We start from the raw sequence: 13,428 nt of genomic DNA, 5'->3' as shown, positions 1-13,428 counted from the left end.
AGCATGTCGATAAAGTACGTAAAAATTCCGCAATTCGAGGCTTTGCCGGCCCCGGTGTATTTTCGCTACGACGAGTTCGGCGCCGATACCCACAGCGCCGCCCATCGGCATGCCTGGGGCCAGCTCAACTATGCGGCGCACGGCATCATGCACCTGGAAATCGACGGCCAGCGCTTCATCTCGCCGCCGCATTATGCGGTGTGGGTGCCGCCCGATACCGAGCACAGCTGCTACAACCCGCAGGCCATCGTCTATCGCTCGGTGTACCTGGATCGCGCCCTGTGCCAGGGCCTGCCTGGCGAACCGTGCACCCTGGTGATCAGCGACATTCTCAAGGCCATTCTTGGCGATTTCGCCACCCGTGACGTCAAGGTCCCTGAAGATGAAGCCGACCAGCGCCTGGCCCGGGTGCTGGTCGACCAGTTACGCCGCGCACCGACCCAGACCTGCTACCTGCCCTACGCACGCAGTGCCGGCCTGGGCGATGTGCTGCAGGCTCTGCATGCCGAGCCCGGCGACAATCGCCCGCTCGGCCATTGGGCCGCCAGCGTCCATGTCAGCGAACGCACCCTGGCCCGGCAGTTCATTCGCGAGCTGGGCATGAGCTTTGGCGAGTGGCGCCTGCGCCTGCGATTTCTGCGCGCCATCGAGGCGCTGGAGCAGAACCTGCCGATCCAGCAGATTGCCTTCGACCTGGGTTACAGCAGCGCCTCGGCGTTCATCGCCATGTTCCAGCGCCAGGCCCACTGCACGCCTGAGCAGTACCGGCGCCGGGCTCGCGCTGGAGGTTTGTAAGAGTATTTGTCTACACTCTCGCCAAGGCTGCGCGTGGTGCGCGGCGACTAGGAGAAAACGCCATGAAGATGGTGCGTGTGCCGTTGCTGTTGCTGGGATTGCTGATGTGTTCCCAAGGTTTTGCCGCCACGGCGCAACAGGAAAAAATGAAGACCTGTAACGCCGACGCCACGGCCAAGGCGCTCAAGGGCGATGAACGCAAGGCGTTCATGAGCACCTGCCTGAAAGCCAAACCTGCGACCCAGCAGGACAAAATGAAAACCTGCAACGCCGACGCCACCACCAAGGCGCTCAAGGGCGACGAGCGCAAGGCGTACATGAGCGACTGCCTGAAGAAAAAGTAACGTCTGCTGCTGGCGGCAGGCCCGCGGTTCTTGCGAGCCTGTCGCCACCCCCCTATGATCCGCGGCCCGGGCAGGGTGGTTCATCCTGCACACTTCATCGCCAGGATCTTCATGAAAACGGACTTCAACTTCTCGCGCCAGCATCTGTTGCTCGGCTGCTCAGCGTTCTTTGCCGCAGCGTTTTTCCTCTACTCGATTGCCACGATCAACTACTGGATCGACGGCAGTGACCTGGCCTTTTTCAGCCTGCTGACCCTGTTGTCGGTCACCGCGCTGTTCAACATGATCTGCGGCAAGGAGATTGCCACCAGCCTGAGCCTGGAAGAGGGCAAGGTGCACTATTTCGACGGCAAGCAGTACCGGGTGGCGGTGCCGGTGGAGGAGATCACCGAGGTCAAGGTGCAGAACCTGTTGCTGTGCAATCGCCTGATCGTCGACTTCAGCGGCTCGCGCCGCCTCAGCCGCTTCAATGTCGAGAACGCCGAAGCCTTTCGCGACCAGCTTCAGTCGTCGGCGGCGTAAGTCACCGACTCGAGCCGGTCCAGGCCCTCGCCGATAAACAGCGAGAACGGCCGGCCGGCGCGGTTGGCCAGGTCCCGACAGTCGCTCTGGAGCATGCCGATACGCAGGTCCTTGCCCGGATTCAAGTTCAGGCTCTGCTTGCCCAGCGAGCCGACCTCGAAGGCCATCTCGAAGGGGCGCCACGGGCTGCGCTGCGGCGTCCCCTCGGCTTGCCAGGCCTTGACCTGGCCGTTGTGGATTCTCTCCCGCAGGGTCGGGTCCTTGAAGTCGAAGCGTGCCGGCAGTTGGGCGAAATGCATCGGCGCGTACTCGATAATGACCTGCGCGCGTTCCGGCGGGCCATCGTCGCGCTGCACGATCGACCTGAACTTGAATGGGCCACCGGACACCTCGGCCAGCACGTGACAGGTGATGATGCTCGACACTTCACTGTTGTTCTCGGCGGCAAGCGTGCGCTCGCGCAGCGTGGCACTGGAAAGCGCTTCGATACGATTGCCAAGCTTGAGCTGCAGGGTGACTGGTCCCTGGATGCTTTTGACCGCCTCGCTAAAACCGTCGAACCTGGCGCCCGGCGCGTGCGGTTCAAGGGTGACATCGACTTCCCAGGAAGCGGCGGCACGAGCCCGGGGAATTTCGTCGAACAACTCGCGCAGGGCTTGGCGCTTACCGGCATCGAGCGAGCGTGAGACGTTGATCCGCAAGTTCTGCCGGTGGTCATCGTCAAGCTCGACCTCGATGTCTTTTGGATCGATTTTCAGTGCCAGGATGGCCTGGTACAGGTCATCGCCGTATTGCGGCCTGAGGTCGCCATAGTAGGCGCTTACCGGCTGCGCGAAATGCAGGGTGGCGAAATCTTCCGAACAGCCGCCAAGCAGCATCAGCGGAAGCAGGACAAGCAGTTTGCGCATGGTCTGGAACTCTTTGCCTTGAAGGTGGGAAGGCACAGAGGGATTCCTGTTTCGCCTACCTGCGAAAGCGCCTGCGCGGCGCCACCATTCCATTGGGGGCGGCAATCATAGAAACATCACAACGGCATTGCCAGCCGCAGCGCCGCTGCGTGCCACTATGCCTGCCGGACGAAGGCTGGCAGACTGCCGGTTTTCCATGCCGTCGCCTTTCGAGGTTGTATGACCTTTACTCAGCGCCAGATCACCCTGGCCAGTTGGATCATCGTCTTCACCGGCCTGTTGCTGGTGTTGCCGCTCAAGTTGTTGCCGAGCCTGCTGGCCGGGCTGCTGGTGTTCGAACTGGTCAACATGCTCACCCCCAAGCTGCAGCACCTGATTGCCGGGCAACGGGCACGCTGGCTGGCGGTAGCGTTGCTGGGCACCCTGGTGGTCAGCACCCTGACGTTGCTGTTCGCCGGTGCCATCAGCTTCCTGCTGCACGAAGCAGAAAACCCCGGGGCGTCCCTGGACAAGTTCATGTTGTTGGTGGATCAGGCTCGCGGGCAGCTGCCGCCGTTCATCGACGCCTACCTGCCGGCCAGTGCCTCGGAGTTCAAGGTAGCCATCGGCGACTGGCTCAAAACCCACCTGGGTGAGCTGCAACTGGTGGGCAAGGGCGCGGCGCACATGTTCGTCACCCTGCTGATCGGCATGATCCTCGGCGCCATCGTCGCGCTGCAGCGCATTCCCGACATCTCCAAGCGCAAGCCCCTGGCGGCGGCGCTGTTCAACCGCCTGGCGCTGCTGGTGCAGGCGTTTCGCAACATCGTCTTCGCGCAGATCAAGATTTCCCTGCTCAACACCTTCTTCACCGGCATCTTCCTTGCCGTGGTGCTGCCGCTGTTCGGCGTGCATCTGCCACTGACCAAGACCCTGATCGTGCTGACCTTCCTGCTCGGCTTGCTACCGGTGATCGGCAACCTGATGTCCAACACCCTGATCACCATCGTCGGCCTGTCGTTGTCGATCTGGGTGGCGATGGCGGCGCTGGGCTATCTGATTGTTATCCACAAGGTCGAGTACTTCCTCAACGCGCGGATCGTTGGCGGGCAGATCAGCGCCAAGTCGTGGGAGCTACTGTTGGCGATGCTGGTGTGCGAGGCGGCGTTCGGACTGCCTGGGGTAGTGGCGGGGCCGATCTATTACGCCTATCTGAAGAGTGAGTTGCGCCAGCAAGAGCTGGTGTGAACTGAAGGCTATCGCCGGCAAGGCCGGCTCCCACAGGGATAGTGTGCAGCAATACTTTGTGGGAGCCGGCGTTGCCGGCGAAAGGGCCGCAACGCGGCCCCGGCTATCTCAGCCGTAACGCTTGCGCGCCTCGATCGCCAAACCGCTGCCAATGCTGCCAAAGATGTTGCCTTCGACATGCCGGGCATTCGGCAGCATCGCCGCCACGCTCTGGCGCAATGCCGGGATGCCGCTGGAACCGCCGGTGAAGAACACCGTATCGACCTGCGCCACACCCACGCCAGCCTTGGTCAGCAGTTCGCTGACACTGCCGCGCACGCGCTCGAGCAGGTTGTCGATCGACTCTTCGAACAGCGCCCGGCTCAGTTCGACGCTGAGCCCCGGCTCGACCCGCTTGAGATCGACCAGGCGGCGATCGTTGTGGGTCAGTTCGATCTTGGTCTCTTCCACTTCCATCGCCAGCCAGTGCCCGGCGCGCTGCTCGATCAGCTTGAACAGGCGGTCGATGCCGTCGGTGTCTTCGATGTCGTAGCGCATGCTGCCCAGGGCCAGCTGGGATTTTTGCGAGTACACCGAGTTGATGGTGTGCCAGGTGGCCAGGTTCATGTGGTGGCTGGTCGGCATGAAGGCACCGCTCTTCATCCGGCTGCCGTAGCCGAACAGCGGCATCACGCCCTGCAGGCTCAGCTGCTTGTCGAAGTCGGTACCGCCAATGTGCACGCCGCCGGTGGCGAGGATGTCCTGCTGGCGGTCGTCGAGCATGTGCCGCTCAGGGGCCAGGCGCACCAGGGAGAAGTCCGAAGTACCCCCGCCGATGTCGACGATCAGCACCAGCTCTTCGCCCTGGATGTTCGACTCGTAGTCGAAGGCCGCGGCAATCGGTTCGTACTGGAAGGAGACTTCCTTGAAGCCGATTTTCTTTGCCACTTCGGCCAGGGTGTCTTCGGCTTCCTGGTCGGCGGCCTGGTCGTCATCGACGAAATGCACCGGGCGGCCCAGCACCACCTCGTCGAAGGCGCGGCCGGCGTTGGCTTCGGCGCGCTTTTTCAGCTCGCCGATGAACATCCCCAGCAGGTCCTTGAACGGCAGCGCGGTGCCCAGCACGCTGGTGTCGTGCTTGATCAGCTTGGAGCCCAGCAGGCTCTTGAGCGAGCGCATCAGGCGGCCTTCATAGCCTTCGAGGTATTCGTGCAGGGCCAGGCGGCCGTACACCGGGCGGCGCTCCTCGATATTGAAGAACACCACCGACGGCAGGGTGATCTTGCCGTCTTCCAGGGCGATCAACGACTCCACGCCCGGGCGATGCCAGCCGACGGTGGAGTTGGAGGTGCCGAAGTCGATGCCGCAGGCACGGGCCGGGGATGCTTGACTCATGGATTGTACTTCCGGGGGAAAAACGGCCGCGCAGTTTATGCCAGCTGGCAGCAGAATCAAGACCGATTATCTGCTTTGCAGCAAACCCATGAGCACCTTGAAAGGCTATGCTTGACCCCAATCTACAAAAGCATTCGATTAACCCATGGTGATTCCTTAGATGGACTTCAAAGACTATTACAAGATTCTTGGCGTAGAGCCCACTGCGGATGACAAGGCGATCAAGACCGCCTACCGCAAGCTCGCGCGCAAGTATCACCCCGACGTCAGCAAAGAGCGTGACGCCGAGGAGAAATTCAAGGAGGCCAACGAGGCCTATGAAGCCCTGAGCAATCCGGAAAAACGCGCCGAGTACGACGAGCTGCGCAAATACGGCCAGCATGGCCGGCCGTTCCAGGGCCCGCCGGGCTGGGAAAGCCGCGGCTCGGCCGGTGCCGGCGGTTTTGGCGACGGTGGCGATTTTTCCGATTTCTTCAGCTCGATCTTCGGTTCGCGCGGTGGCAACGGCAATCCTTTTGGCCGCGGCCAGCAACGCAGCGCCGGACGGCGGGGGCAGGACGTGGAAATGGAACTGGCGATTTTCCTTGAGGAAACCCTGTCCAGCGAATCCAAGCAGATCAGCTTCCAGGTGCCGCAGCACAACGCCCACGGCCAGCGCACGGGCTTTACCACCAAGACCCTGAACGTGAAGATCCCGGCCGGCGTCAGCGACGGCGAGAAGATCCGCCTCAAGGGCCAGGGCGCGCCGGGCGTCGGTGGCGGCGCCAATGGCGACCTGTTCCTGACCATTCGCATGGCACCGCACCCGCTGTTCGATGTCGAAGGTCATGACTTGATCATCACCGTGCCGCTGGCACCGTGGGAGGCCGCCCTGGGCACCAAGGTGGCGATGCCGACCCTGACCGGCAAGGTCAACCTGACCATCCGTCCGGACAGCCAGAACGGCCAGCGCCTGCGCATCAAGGGCATGGGCCTGAGCAACAAGCAGGGCCAGCGTGGCGACCTGTATGCGCAATTGAAAGTGGTGATGCCGAGCCACTCCGATGCCGCAGCCCGTGAGCTGTGGACCAAGCTGTCGGAAAAGGCCGCGTTCAACCCGAGGACACAATGGAGTAGCTGATCATGAGCAGTACCCTGATCGTTCAACTGGACATGCAGACCCTCTGTCAGGAAGCCGATCTGCCGGCGGCCTACGTGATCGAAATCGTCGAACACGGCATTGTCGAGCCTTCTGGGCGAACGCCGGAAGACTGGCTGTTTGACGATCAGGCGCCGGTGCTGGCCAAGCGCGCGGCGAAGCTGCATCACGATCTGCAACTGGAGTGGGAAGGGGTGGCGCTGGCCCTGGAGCTGCTGGAGGAAGTGCAGCAACTGCGCAGCGAGAACAGCATGCTCAGGCAACGTTTGGGGCGGTTTGTGCAGGGCTGAGTTCATTGCGTCCGCTGCGCGACCGATCGCCGGCAACGCCGGCTCCCACACTGGCCCTGTGCATGCAGTACCCTGTGGGAGCCGGCCTTGCCGGCGATTGGCCCTGAAGACCTAGAGCAACTTGTAGTACAACGCCGTCGCCCGATAAACCCCGTCCGGCCCGCAGGCGTAATCCGGAATCTCGCCCGCCTTGCTGTAGCCCAGCGATCGATAAAAAGCTTCGGCCCCCGAGCCGGCCTCGGTATCCAGGTAAAGCATGCCGCGCTGCTTCTGGCGCGCCGCCAGTTCCAGCGCGTGCATCAACTGCTGGCCCAGGCCACGGCGCCGTGCCGCGCTATGCACCAGCAGCTTCTGTACTTCCGCCCGGTTCAAACCGTTGGGCTTGAGGCACAAGCCCAGCTGGACACTGCCCAGCACTTCCTTGTCCTTGCCCACCACCCACAGCAACAGCTCGCCGCTGACCAGGCGCTGCCTTACCTCCTCGAAGTAACGCTCGGCCTGCTGCACATCGATAGCCGCCAGAAACCCCACCGAGGCGCCGTGTTGCACGGCATCAAGCAGCAACGCCACCAGGCCGTCGCGGTAATAGGCAAGGCTTTCATGGGTTACACGATTAAGCTGCGCAGCATTCACAGGCGTCACTCCATTGTCGGGGGCAGGGCATCCGGGTTGAGGATCAACTGCATGAAGGTCAGGTCCAGCCAGCGGCCAAACTTCACCCCGACCTGGGGCATCTGCCCGTTGAGGGTGAAGCCCAGGCGCTGGTGCAGGCGAATCGAGGCGGCGTTGCCGCTTTCGATGGCAGCGACCATCACGTGTTTGTTGCAGGCGCGGGCCCGTTCGATCAGCGCGTGCATCAGCTTGGGGCCCAGGCCGTTGCCGCGCTGGTCGTTGCGGATGTACACCGAATGCTCGACGGTATGGCGAAAACCTTCGAACGGCCGCCAGTCGCCAAACGAAGCATAGCCGAGGACTTGATCGGCAGCGTCCACCGCCACCAGGATCGGATAACCCTGGGCCTGGCGGGCTTCGAACCAGGCCTGGCGGTTGCCCAGGTCGACCGCTTGCTCGTTCCAGATCGCCGTGGTGTTGAGCACGGCATCGTTGTAGATCTCGCGAATGCCCGGCAGGTCGGCAGGCACGGCATCGCGCAGCAGGTAAGTCATGGCAGGTTCTCGAACAGGGGCACGGTGATCGGCTCAGGTTAAATGGTTACCAGGCCGCGCACACCCTCGGCTTCCATATTTTCGCCACGCCCGGACTGGATGATTTCACCGCGCGACATCACCAGGTACTGGTCGGCAAGCTCAGCGGCAAAGTCGTAGAACTGCTCGACCAACAGGATGGCCATGTCGCCCCGGGCGGCAAGTTTGCCGATCACCGCGCCGATCTCCTTGATAACCGAAGGCTGAATGCCCTCGGTGGGCTCGTCGAGGATCAACAAGCGTGGCTGGCTGGCCAGGGCGCGGCCGATGGCCAGTTGTTGTTGCTGGCCGCCGGAGAGGTCGCCGCCACGGCGCTGTTTCATCTGCAGCAGCACCGGGAACAGCTCGTAGATGAAGCCCGGCACGCTTTTGGCCTGGCTGGCGCCAAAGCGCGACAGGCCCATCAGCAGGTTCTCCTCGACGCTCAGGCGCGGGAAGATCTCGCGGCCCTGGGGCACGTAGGCGATGCCGGCGTGCACCCGCTGGTGCGGCTTGAGTGCGGTGATCGCCTGGCCTTCCCAGTGCACGCTGCCTTCGCGGGTGGGCAGCAGGCCCATCAGGCAGCGCAGCAGGGTGGTCTTGCCGACGCCGTTACGGCCGAGCAGGCAGGTGACTTCACCGACCCTGGCCTCGAAGGACAGGCCGCGCAGGATGTGACTGCCGCCGTAGTATTGGTGCAGGGAGTCGATTTTCAGCATGTCTGATGTCCTTTGTTGGTCTTATCGCGGGGCCTGTGGGAGCGGGCTTGCCCCGCGATGCTCTGCAAGTCACCTTCCCAGATAAACCTCGATCACCCGGTCATCCGCCTGCACCTGCTCCAGCGACCCTTCAGCCAGCACACCCCCCTGATGCAGCACGGTGACGTGGTCGGCGATGCTGCCGACAAAGCCCATGTCATGCTCGACCACCATCAGCGAATGCTTGCCGGCCAGGCTTTTGAACAGTTCGGCGGTGAATTCGGTTTCGGCATCGGTCATGCCCGCGACCGGTTCATCGAGCAGCAGCAATTGCGGGTCCTGCATCAGCAGCATGCCGATCTCCAGGAACTGCTTCTGGCCGTGGGACAGCAAGCCGGCCTGACGCTGGGCCGAGCCGCTCAGGCGAATGGTCTGCAGGATCTCGTCGATGCGGTCGCGCTGCTCGCCACTCAGGCGCGCAACCAGGCTGGCCAGCACTGACTTGTCGGCTTTCTGCGCCAGCTCCAGGTTCTCGAACACGCTCAAGGCCTCGAACACCGTCGGCTTCTGGAACTTGCGACCGATCCCGGCCTGGGCGATCTGCACCTCGCTCATGCGCGTCAGGTCCAGGGTGTCGCCGAACCAGGCCTTGCCGCTGGTGGGGCGAGTCTTGCCGGTGATCACATCCATCAGCGTGGTCTTGCCGGCGCCGTTGGGGCCGATGATGCAGCGCAGTTCACCGATGCCGATGTACAGGTTGAGGCTGTTCAGTGCCTTGAAGCCGTCGAAGCTGACGTTGATGTCTTCCAGGGTCAGCACCGTGCCGTGGCGCACGTCCAGGCCTTCGCCGCGGCGCTGGCCAAGGCCGATGGCATCGCGGCCGCTGCCGGCGTCGAGGATCGGTTCAAGCATGAATTCCGGGTGCACCGGCGGTAGCGGGATGGCTCTCATTGTTCGCCCCTTTTCTTCAGCAGACCGACCACGCCCCGTGGCAGGTACAGGGTCACCAGGATGAACAGCGCACCGAGGCAGAACAGCCAGTATTCGGGAAAGGCCACGGTGAACCAGCTCTTCATGCCGTTGACCAGGCCGGCGCCCAGCAGCGGCCCGATCAGCGTGCCGCGCCCGCCGAGAGCGACCCACACTGCGGCTTCGATGGAGTTGGTCGGCGACATTTCGCTGGGGTTGATGATGCCCACCTGCGGCACGTACAAGGCCCCGGCCAGACCGCACAGCACCGCGCTCAAGACCCAGACGAACAACTTGAAACCGCGCGGGTCGTAGCCGCAGAACATCAGACGGTTCTCGGCATCGCGCAGGGCAGTCAGCACCCGTCCAAACTTGCTCCGGGCCAGGCGCCAGCCCAGGTACAGGCTGGCTACCAGCAAGGCGACGGTGAGCAGGAACAGCACCGCACGGGTGCTTTGCGCGGTGATTTCAAAGCCGAGGATGCTGCGAAAATGGGTGAAACCGTTGTTGCCGCCAAAGCCGGTCTCGTTGCGAAAGAACAGCAGCATGCCGGCGAAAGTCAGGGCCTGGGTCATGATCGAGAAGTACACGCCCTTGATCCGCGAGCGGAAGGCAAAGAAGCCGAACACCAGCGCCAGCAGCCCCGGCGCCAGCACCACCAGGCACAGGGCCCAGGCAAAGTGCTGGGTGCCGGCCCAGTACCAGGGCAGCTCGCTCCACGACAGGAAGGTCATGAATGCTGGCAGGCCATCACCAGACGCTTCGCGCATCAGGTACATGCCCATGGCATAGCCGCCGAGGGCGAAGAACAGGCCATGGCCCAGCGATAGCAGCCCGGCATAGCCCCAGACCAGGTCCAGGGCCAGGGCGACGATGGCGTAGCAGAGGATCTTGCCGACCAGGGTCAGGGTGTAGGCCGAGACCTGCAGGCTGTGCCCGGCCGGCAGCAGCGACAGCAATGGCAAGGCCAGCAGCACCAGCAGCACCACGGCGCCGATGGCCAGGGTCCAGCGCGGGCCGGCCTTCTGGCTGGCGGTAACAAGCAGAGGCTGGTTCATCAGTCGATTACCCGTCCCTTGAGCGCGAAGAGGCCTTGCGGGCGTTTCTGGATGAACAGAATGATCAGCGCAAGGATGAGGATCTTGCCGAGCACCGCACCGATCTGCGGCTCCAGCAGCTTGTTGGCGATGCCGAGGCCAAAGGCCGCCCAGAGGCTGCCGGCCAGCTGGCCGACGCCGCCAAGCACCACCACCAGGAACGAGTCGATGATGTAGCTCTGGCCCAGGTCCGGGCCGACGTTGCCGATCTGGCTCAGGGCCACGCCACCGAGCCCGGCGATACCGGAGCCGAGGCCAAAGGCAAGCATGTCCACCCGCCCGGTAGGCACGCCGCAGCAGGCGGCCATGTTGCGGTTCTGGGTGACTGCACGCACGTTCAGGCCCAGGCGCGTGCGGTTGAGCAGCAACCAGGTCAGCAGCACCACGAACAGGGCGAAGGCGATGATCACCAGGCGGCTGTAGGGCAGCACCAGGTTGGGCAGCACCTGGAGGCCACCGGAGAGCCAGGCCGGGTTGGCCACTTCGACGTTCTGTGCGCCGAACAGCAGGCGGATGGCCTGGATCAGGATCAGGCTGATACCCCAGGTGGCCAGCAGGGTTTCCAGTGGGCGGCCGTACAGGTGGCGGATCACCGTGCGCTCCAGGAGCATGCCGACCCCGGCGCTGACGGCGAAGGCCACCGGCAGGGCGATCAGCGGGTAGAACTCGATGGCCCCGGGCGCGTAGCGTTGCACCAGGATCTGCACCACGTAAGTGGCATAGGCGCCGAGCATGAGCATCTCGCCGTGGGCCATGTTGATCACTCCGAGCAGGCCGAAAGTGATGGCCAGGCCCAGGGCGGCAAGCAACAGGATCGAACCCAGCGACAGGCCGCTGAAGGCCTGGCCGAGCAGCTCGCCGAACAGCAGCTTGCGTTTGACCTGGGCCAGGCTGGTTTCGGCGGCGGTGCGCACGCCGGCGTTGCTTTCGACACCGGGTTCGAGCAGGGCTTGCAGACGCGTGCGGGCCATGGGGTCGCCGGTTTCGCCGAGCAGGCGCACCGCAGCCAGGCGTACGGCCGGATCGCTGTCGACCAGTTGCAGGTTGGCCAGTGCCAGGCCGAGGGCGGCATGCACGGCGGCGTCGGCTTCGCTGGCGAAGCGCCGGTCGAGGAAGGCGACCTGTGCCGGCTGGGCGCTTTTTTGCAGTTGCTGGGCAGCAGCCAGGCGCACCTCGGCATCGGCACTGAGCAACTGATGGCTGGCCAGGGCGTTATCCACAAGTCCGCGCAGGCGGTTGTTCAGGCGCAGCTTGCGGGTGTCGTCGGGGGCAATGCGGCCTTGTTGCAGGGAACTCAGCAGTTCAAGGCGGGCCGGGTCCGGTTGCGCCGCCCAGTCCTGGAGCAGGCGCGCCTGCTCATTGGCCTTGGCGGCGATGAAGTAGTCGGCGTCGGCTGCCTGGGCGGCTAGCGGCAAGAGCAGGAGCAAGCCGAGGAAGAGGCGCTGGAGGGCCTTGGGCATAGCGGGATCCGTCGCGGTTGTGGAATGTCTCAGGGCCTCATCGCTGGCAAGCCAGCTCCCACAGGCATTGCAGTGTCTGTGGGTATGCGCGGTCCTTGTGGGAGCTGGCTTGCCAGCGATGGGCCGCAAAGCGGCCCCGACAACTCAGTTGCCCTTCACCGCATAATCCGGCCGCTTGTCGTTGCCCGGAATGAACGGGCTCCACGGCTGTGCGCGCAGCGGTTGTTCGGTTTCCCAGACCACATTGAACTGCCCGTCATCCTGGATCTCGCCGATCATCACCGGCTTGTGCAAGTGGTGATTGGTCTTGTCCATGGTCAGGGTGTAGCCGGACGGCGCCTTGAAGGTCTGCCCGGCCAGGGCCGCGCGGACTTTGTCGACATCGGTGGACTTGGCCTTCTCCGCCGCCTGGGCCCACATGTGGATGCCGACGTAGGTGGCTTCCATCGGGTCGTTGGTCACCGCCTTGTCGGCGCCCGGCAGGTTCTTGGCCTTGGCGTAGGCCTTCCAGTCGGCGACGAACTGGCTGTTGACCGGGTTATCCACCGATTCGAAGTAGTTCCACGCCGCCAGGTGCCCCACCAGCGGCGTGGTGTCGATGCCGCGCAGTTCCTCCTCGCCTACCGAGAAGGCCACCACCGGCACGTCGGTGGCTTTCAGGCCCTGGTTGGCCAGCTCCTTGTAGAACGGCACGTTGGAGTCGCCGTTGACCGTGGAGATGACCGCGGTCTTGCCGCCGGCGGAGAACTTCTTGATGTTGGCGACGATGGTCTGGTAATCGCTGTGGCCAAACGGCGTGTAGACCTCTTCGATGTCCTTGTCGGCCACGCCCTTGCTGTGCAGGAAGGCGCGCAGGATCTTGTTGGTGGTGCGCGGGTAGACGTAGTCGGTACCCAGCAGGAAGTAGCGCTTGGCGGCGCCGCCGTCTTCGCTCATCAGGTATTCCACTGCCGGGATCGCCTGCTGGTTGGGCGCGGCACCGGTGTAGAAGACGTTCGGCGACATCTCTTCGCCCTCATACTGCACCGGGTAGAACAGCAGGCCGTTGAGCTCTTCGAACACCGGCAGTACCGACTTGCGCGACACCGAGGTCCAGCAGCCGAACACCACCGCGACCTTGTCCTGGGTCAGCAGCTGGCGGCCCTTCTCGGCGAACAGCGGCCAGTTCGATGCGGGGTCGACCACCACCGGCTCCAGCAGCTTGCCGTTGACCCCGCCCTTGGCATTGATCTGTTCGATGGTCATCAGGGCCATGTCCTTGAGCGAGGTCTCGGAAATCGCCATGGTCCCCGACAGCGAATGCAGGATACCGACCTTGATGGTCTCGGCGGCCTGGATGCTCCAGCTCAGGCCCATCGCCGCGATGGACGCGCTGAGGGTAAAGGCCTTGATCAGACTGCGACGCTTCATAGTGCTCTCTCC

15 protein-coding genes are annotated in these 13,428 nt (G+C 63.6%); 6 read left to right on the top strand and 9 right to left on the bottom strand.

Annotated elements, in window-relative coordinates:
• The first annotated feature begins 3 nt into the window (after nt 1-3).
• The 3 genes from JV241A_RS22235 (at nt 4) to JV241A_RS22225 (ending at nt 1,661) form a co-directional block, all read left to right on the top strand.
• Nucleotides 4-795, top strand: a complete 792-nt coding sequence (locus tag JV241A_RS22235; protein ID WP_134064489.1) for a helix-turn-helix transcriptional regulator — start codon at nt 4-6, stop codon at nt 793-795.
• Between the two features lie 62 nt (nt 796-857).
• A complete protein-coding gene (locus tag JV241A_RS22230; RefSeq protein ID WP_115089043.1) occupies nt 858-1,139 on the top strand; it encodes a PsiF family protein in 282 nt (93 codons plus the stop codon).
• Between the two features lie 111 nt (nt 1,140-1,250).
• Entirely contained in the window at nt 1,251-1,661 is a 411-nt protein-coding gene (locus JV241A_RS22225; RefSeq protein ID WP_134064487.1) for a hypothetical protein, read from the top strand.
• Here JV241A_RS22225 and JV241A_RS22220 read toward each other — a convergent pair.
• Nucleotides 1,643-2,569, bottom strand: a complete 927-nt coding sequence (locus JV241A_RS22220; protein WP_134064485.1) for a hypothetical protein — start codon at nt 2,567-2,569, stop codon at nt 1,643-1,645. The two genes, JV241A_RS22225 and JV241A_RS22220, sit on opposite strands and share 19 nt — an antisense overlap.
• A 219-nt stretch (nt 2,570-2,788) precedes the next feature.
• Here JV241A_RS22220 and JV241A_RS22215 point away from each other — a divergent pair, with 219 nt between their 5' ends.
• Nucleotides 2,789-3,796 (top strand): hypothetical protein, encoded by a 1,008-nt coding sequence (locus tag JV241A_RS22215; RefSeq protein ID WP_115089037.1) that lies wholly within the window; start codon nt 2,789-2,791, stop codon nt 3,794-3,796.
• Nucleotides 3,797-3,904: 108 nt separating this feature from the next.
• On the opposite strand, the gene JV241A_RS22210 is transcribed toward JV241A_RS22215, so the two are convergent.
• The gene (locus JV241A_RS22210) at nt 3,905-5,170 is read right to left on the bottom strand and encodes an Hsp70 family protein (RefSeq protein WP_115089035.1); all 1,266 of its coding nucleotides are present in this window, start codon (nt 5,168-5,170) and stop codon (nt 3,905-3,907) included.
• A 160-nt stretch (nt 5,171-5,330) separates the two neighbouring features.
• On the opposite strand from JV241A_RS22210, the gene cbpA reads away from it, so the two are divergent.
• Nucleotides 5,331-6,290 carry a curved DNA-binding protein gene (gene cbpA, locus JV241A_RS22205; RefSeq protein WP_115089032.1) on the top strand — a complete coding sequence of 320 codons (960 nt, stop codon included), beginning with the start codon at nt 5,331-5,333 and terminating at the stop codon, nt 6,288-6,290.
• Nucleotides 6,291-6,292: 2 nt separating this feature from the next.
• Entirely contained in the window at nt 6,293-6,598 is a 306-nt protein-coding gene (locus tag JV241A_RS22200; RefSeq protein ID WP_045196932.1) for a chaperone modulator CbpM, read from the top strand.
• 111 nt (nt 6,599-6,709) lie between these two features.
• Here JV241A_RS22200 and JV241A_RS22195 read toward each other — a convergent pair whose 3' ends face one another.
• The 7 genes from JV241A_RS22195 to urtA all read right to left on the bottom strand — a co-directional run bounded on the left by JV241A_RS22195 (nt 6,710) and on the right by urtA (nt 13,416).
• Nucleotides 6,710-7,231 (bottom strand): GNAT family N-acetyltransferase, encoded by a 522-nt coding sequence (locus JV241A_RS22195; RefSeq protein ID WP_115089030.1) that lies wholly within the window; start codon nt 7,229-7,231, stop codon nt 6,710-6,712.
• 5 nt (nt 7,232-7,236) lie between these two features.
• Entirely contained in the window at nt 7,237-7,764 is a 528-nt protein-coding gene (locus JV241A_RS22190; RefSeq protein ID WP_115089028.1) for a GNAT family N-acetyltransferase, read from the bottom strand.
• A 38-nt stretch (nt 7,765-7,802) separates the two neighbouring features.
• Entirely contained in the window at nt 7,803-8,501 is a 699-nt protein-coding gene (gene urtE / locus JV241A_RS22185) for an urea ABC transporter ATP-binding subunit UrtE (protein ID WP_115089026.1), read from the bottom strand.
• Nucleotides 8,502-8,570: 69 nt separating this feature from the next.
• The gene (gene urtD, locus JV241A_RS22180; protein WP_134064709.1) at nt 8,571-9,392 is read right to left on the bottom strand and encodes an urea ABC transporter ATP-binding protein UrtD; all 822 of its coding nucleotides are present in this window, start codon (nt 9,390-9,392) and stop codon (nt 8,571-8,573) included.
• 35 nt (nt 9,393-9,427) lie between these two features.
• Nucleotides 9,428-10,507 carry an urea ABC transporter permease subunit UrtC gene (urtC, locus tag JV241A_RS22175; RefSeq protein WP_134064483.1) on the bottom strand — a complete coding sequence of 360 codons (1,080 nt, stop codon included), beginning with the start codon at nt 10,505-10,507 and terminating at the stop codon, nt 9,428-9,430.
• Nucleotides 10,507-12,006 carry an urea ABC transporter permease subunit UrtB gene (gene urtB, locus JV241A_RS22170; protein ID WP_134064481.1) on the bottom strand — a complete coding sequence of 500 codons (1,500 nt, stop codon included), beginning with the start codon at nt 12,004-12,006 and terminating at the stop codon, nt 10,507-10,509. The genes urtC and urtB overlap by 1 nt, the downstream gene beginning before the upstream one ends.
• Before the next feature lie 144 nt (nt 12,007-12,150).
• Nucleotides 12,151-13,416 carry an urea ABC transporter substrate-binding protein gene (gene urtA, locus JV241A_RS22165; RefSeq protein ID WP_134064479.1) on the bottom strand — a complete coding sequence of 422 codons (1,266 nt, stop codon included), beginning with the start codon at nt 13,414-13,416 and terminating at the stop codon, nt 12,151-12,153.
• Nucleotides 13,417-13,428: the final 12 nt, after the last annotated feature.

This window comes from Pseudomonas sp. JV241A (assembly GCF_900275665.1).
In the GTDB taxonomy this organism is placed as follows: domain Bacteria; phylum Pseudomonadota; class Gammaproteobacteria; order Pseudomonadales; family Pseudomonadaceae; genus Aquipseudomonas; species Aquipseudomonas wadenswilerensis.
The sequence above is the reverse complement of the archived record's forward strand: the minus strand, read 5'-3'. Positions and strand labels throughout refer to the sequence as shown.

Excerpts from the sequence above, each read along its gene's own strand:
- urtE (WP_115089026.1), bottom strand. The coding sequence starts at position 8,501 with ATGCTGAAAATCGACTCCCTGCACCAATACTACGGCGGCAGTCACATC.
- urtC (WP_134064483.1), bottom strand. The coding sequence starts at position 10,507 with ATGAACCAGCCTCTGCTTGTTACCGCCAGCCAGAAGGCCGGCCCGCGC.
- urtA (WP_134064479.1), bottom strand. The coding sequence starts at position 13,416 with ATGAAGCGTCGCAGTCTGATCAAGGCCTTTACCCTCAGCGCGTCCATC.
- urtD (WP_134064709.1), bottom strand. The coding sequence starts at position 9,392 with ATGCTTGAACCGATCCTCGACGCCGGCAGCGGCCGCGATGCCATCGGC.
- JV241A_RS22200 (WP_045196932.1), top strand. The coding sequence starts at position 6,293 with ATGAGCAGTACCCTGATCGTTCAACTGGACATGCAGACCCTCTGTCAG.
- JV241A_RS22230 (WP_115089043.1), top strand. The coding sequence starts at position 858 with ATGAAGATGGTGCGTGTGCCGTTGCTGTTGCTGGGATTGCTGATGTGT.
- JV241A_RS22235 (WP_134064489.1), top strand. The coding sequence starts at position 4 with ATGTCGATAAAGTACGTAAAAATTCCGCAATTCGAGGCTTTGCCGGCC.
- JV241A_RS22220 (WP_134064485.1), bottom strand. The coding sequence starts at position 2,569 with ATGCGCAAACTGCTTGTCCTGCTTCCGCTGATGCTGCTTGGCGGCTGT.
- JV241A_RS22215 (WP_115089037.1), top strand. The coding sequence starts at position 2,789 with ATGACCTTTACTCAGCGCCAGATCACCCTGGCCAGTTGGATCATCGTC.
- JV241A_RS22210 (WP_115089035.1), bottom strand. The coding sequence starts at position 5,170 with ATGAGTCAAGCATCCCCGGCCCGTGCCTGCGGCATCGACTTCGGCACC.
- cbpA (WP_115089032.1), top strand. The coding sequence starts at position 5,331 with ATGGACTTCAAAGACTATTACAAGATTCTTGGCGTAGAGCCCACTGCG.
- urtB (WP_134064481.1), bottom strand. The coding sequence starts at position 12,006 with ATGCCCAAGGCCCTCCAGCGCCTCTTCCTCGGCTTGCTCCTGCTCTTG.
- JV241A_RS22225 (WP_134064487.1), top strand. The coding sequence starts at position 1,251 with ATGAAAACGGACTTCAACTTCTCGCGCCAGCATCTGTTGCTCGGCTGC.
- JV241A_RS22190 (WP_115089028.1), bottom strand. The coding sequence starts at position 7,764 with ATGACTTACCTGCTGCGCGATGCCGTGCCTGCCGACCTGCCGGGCATT.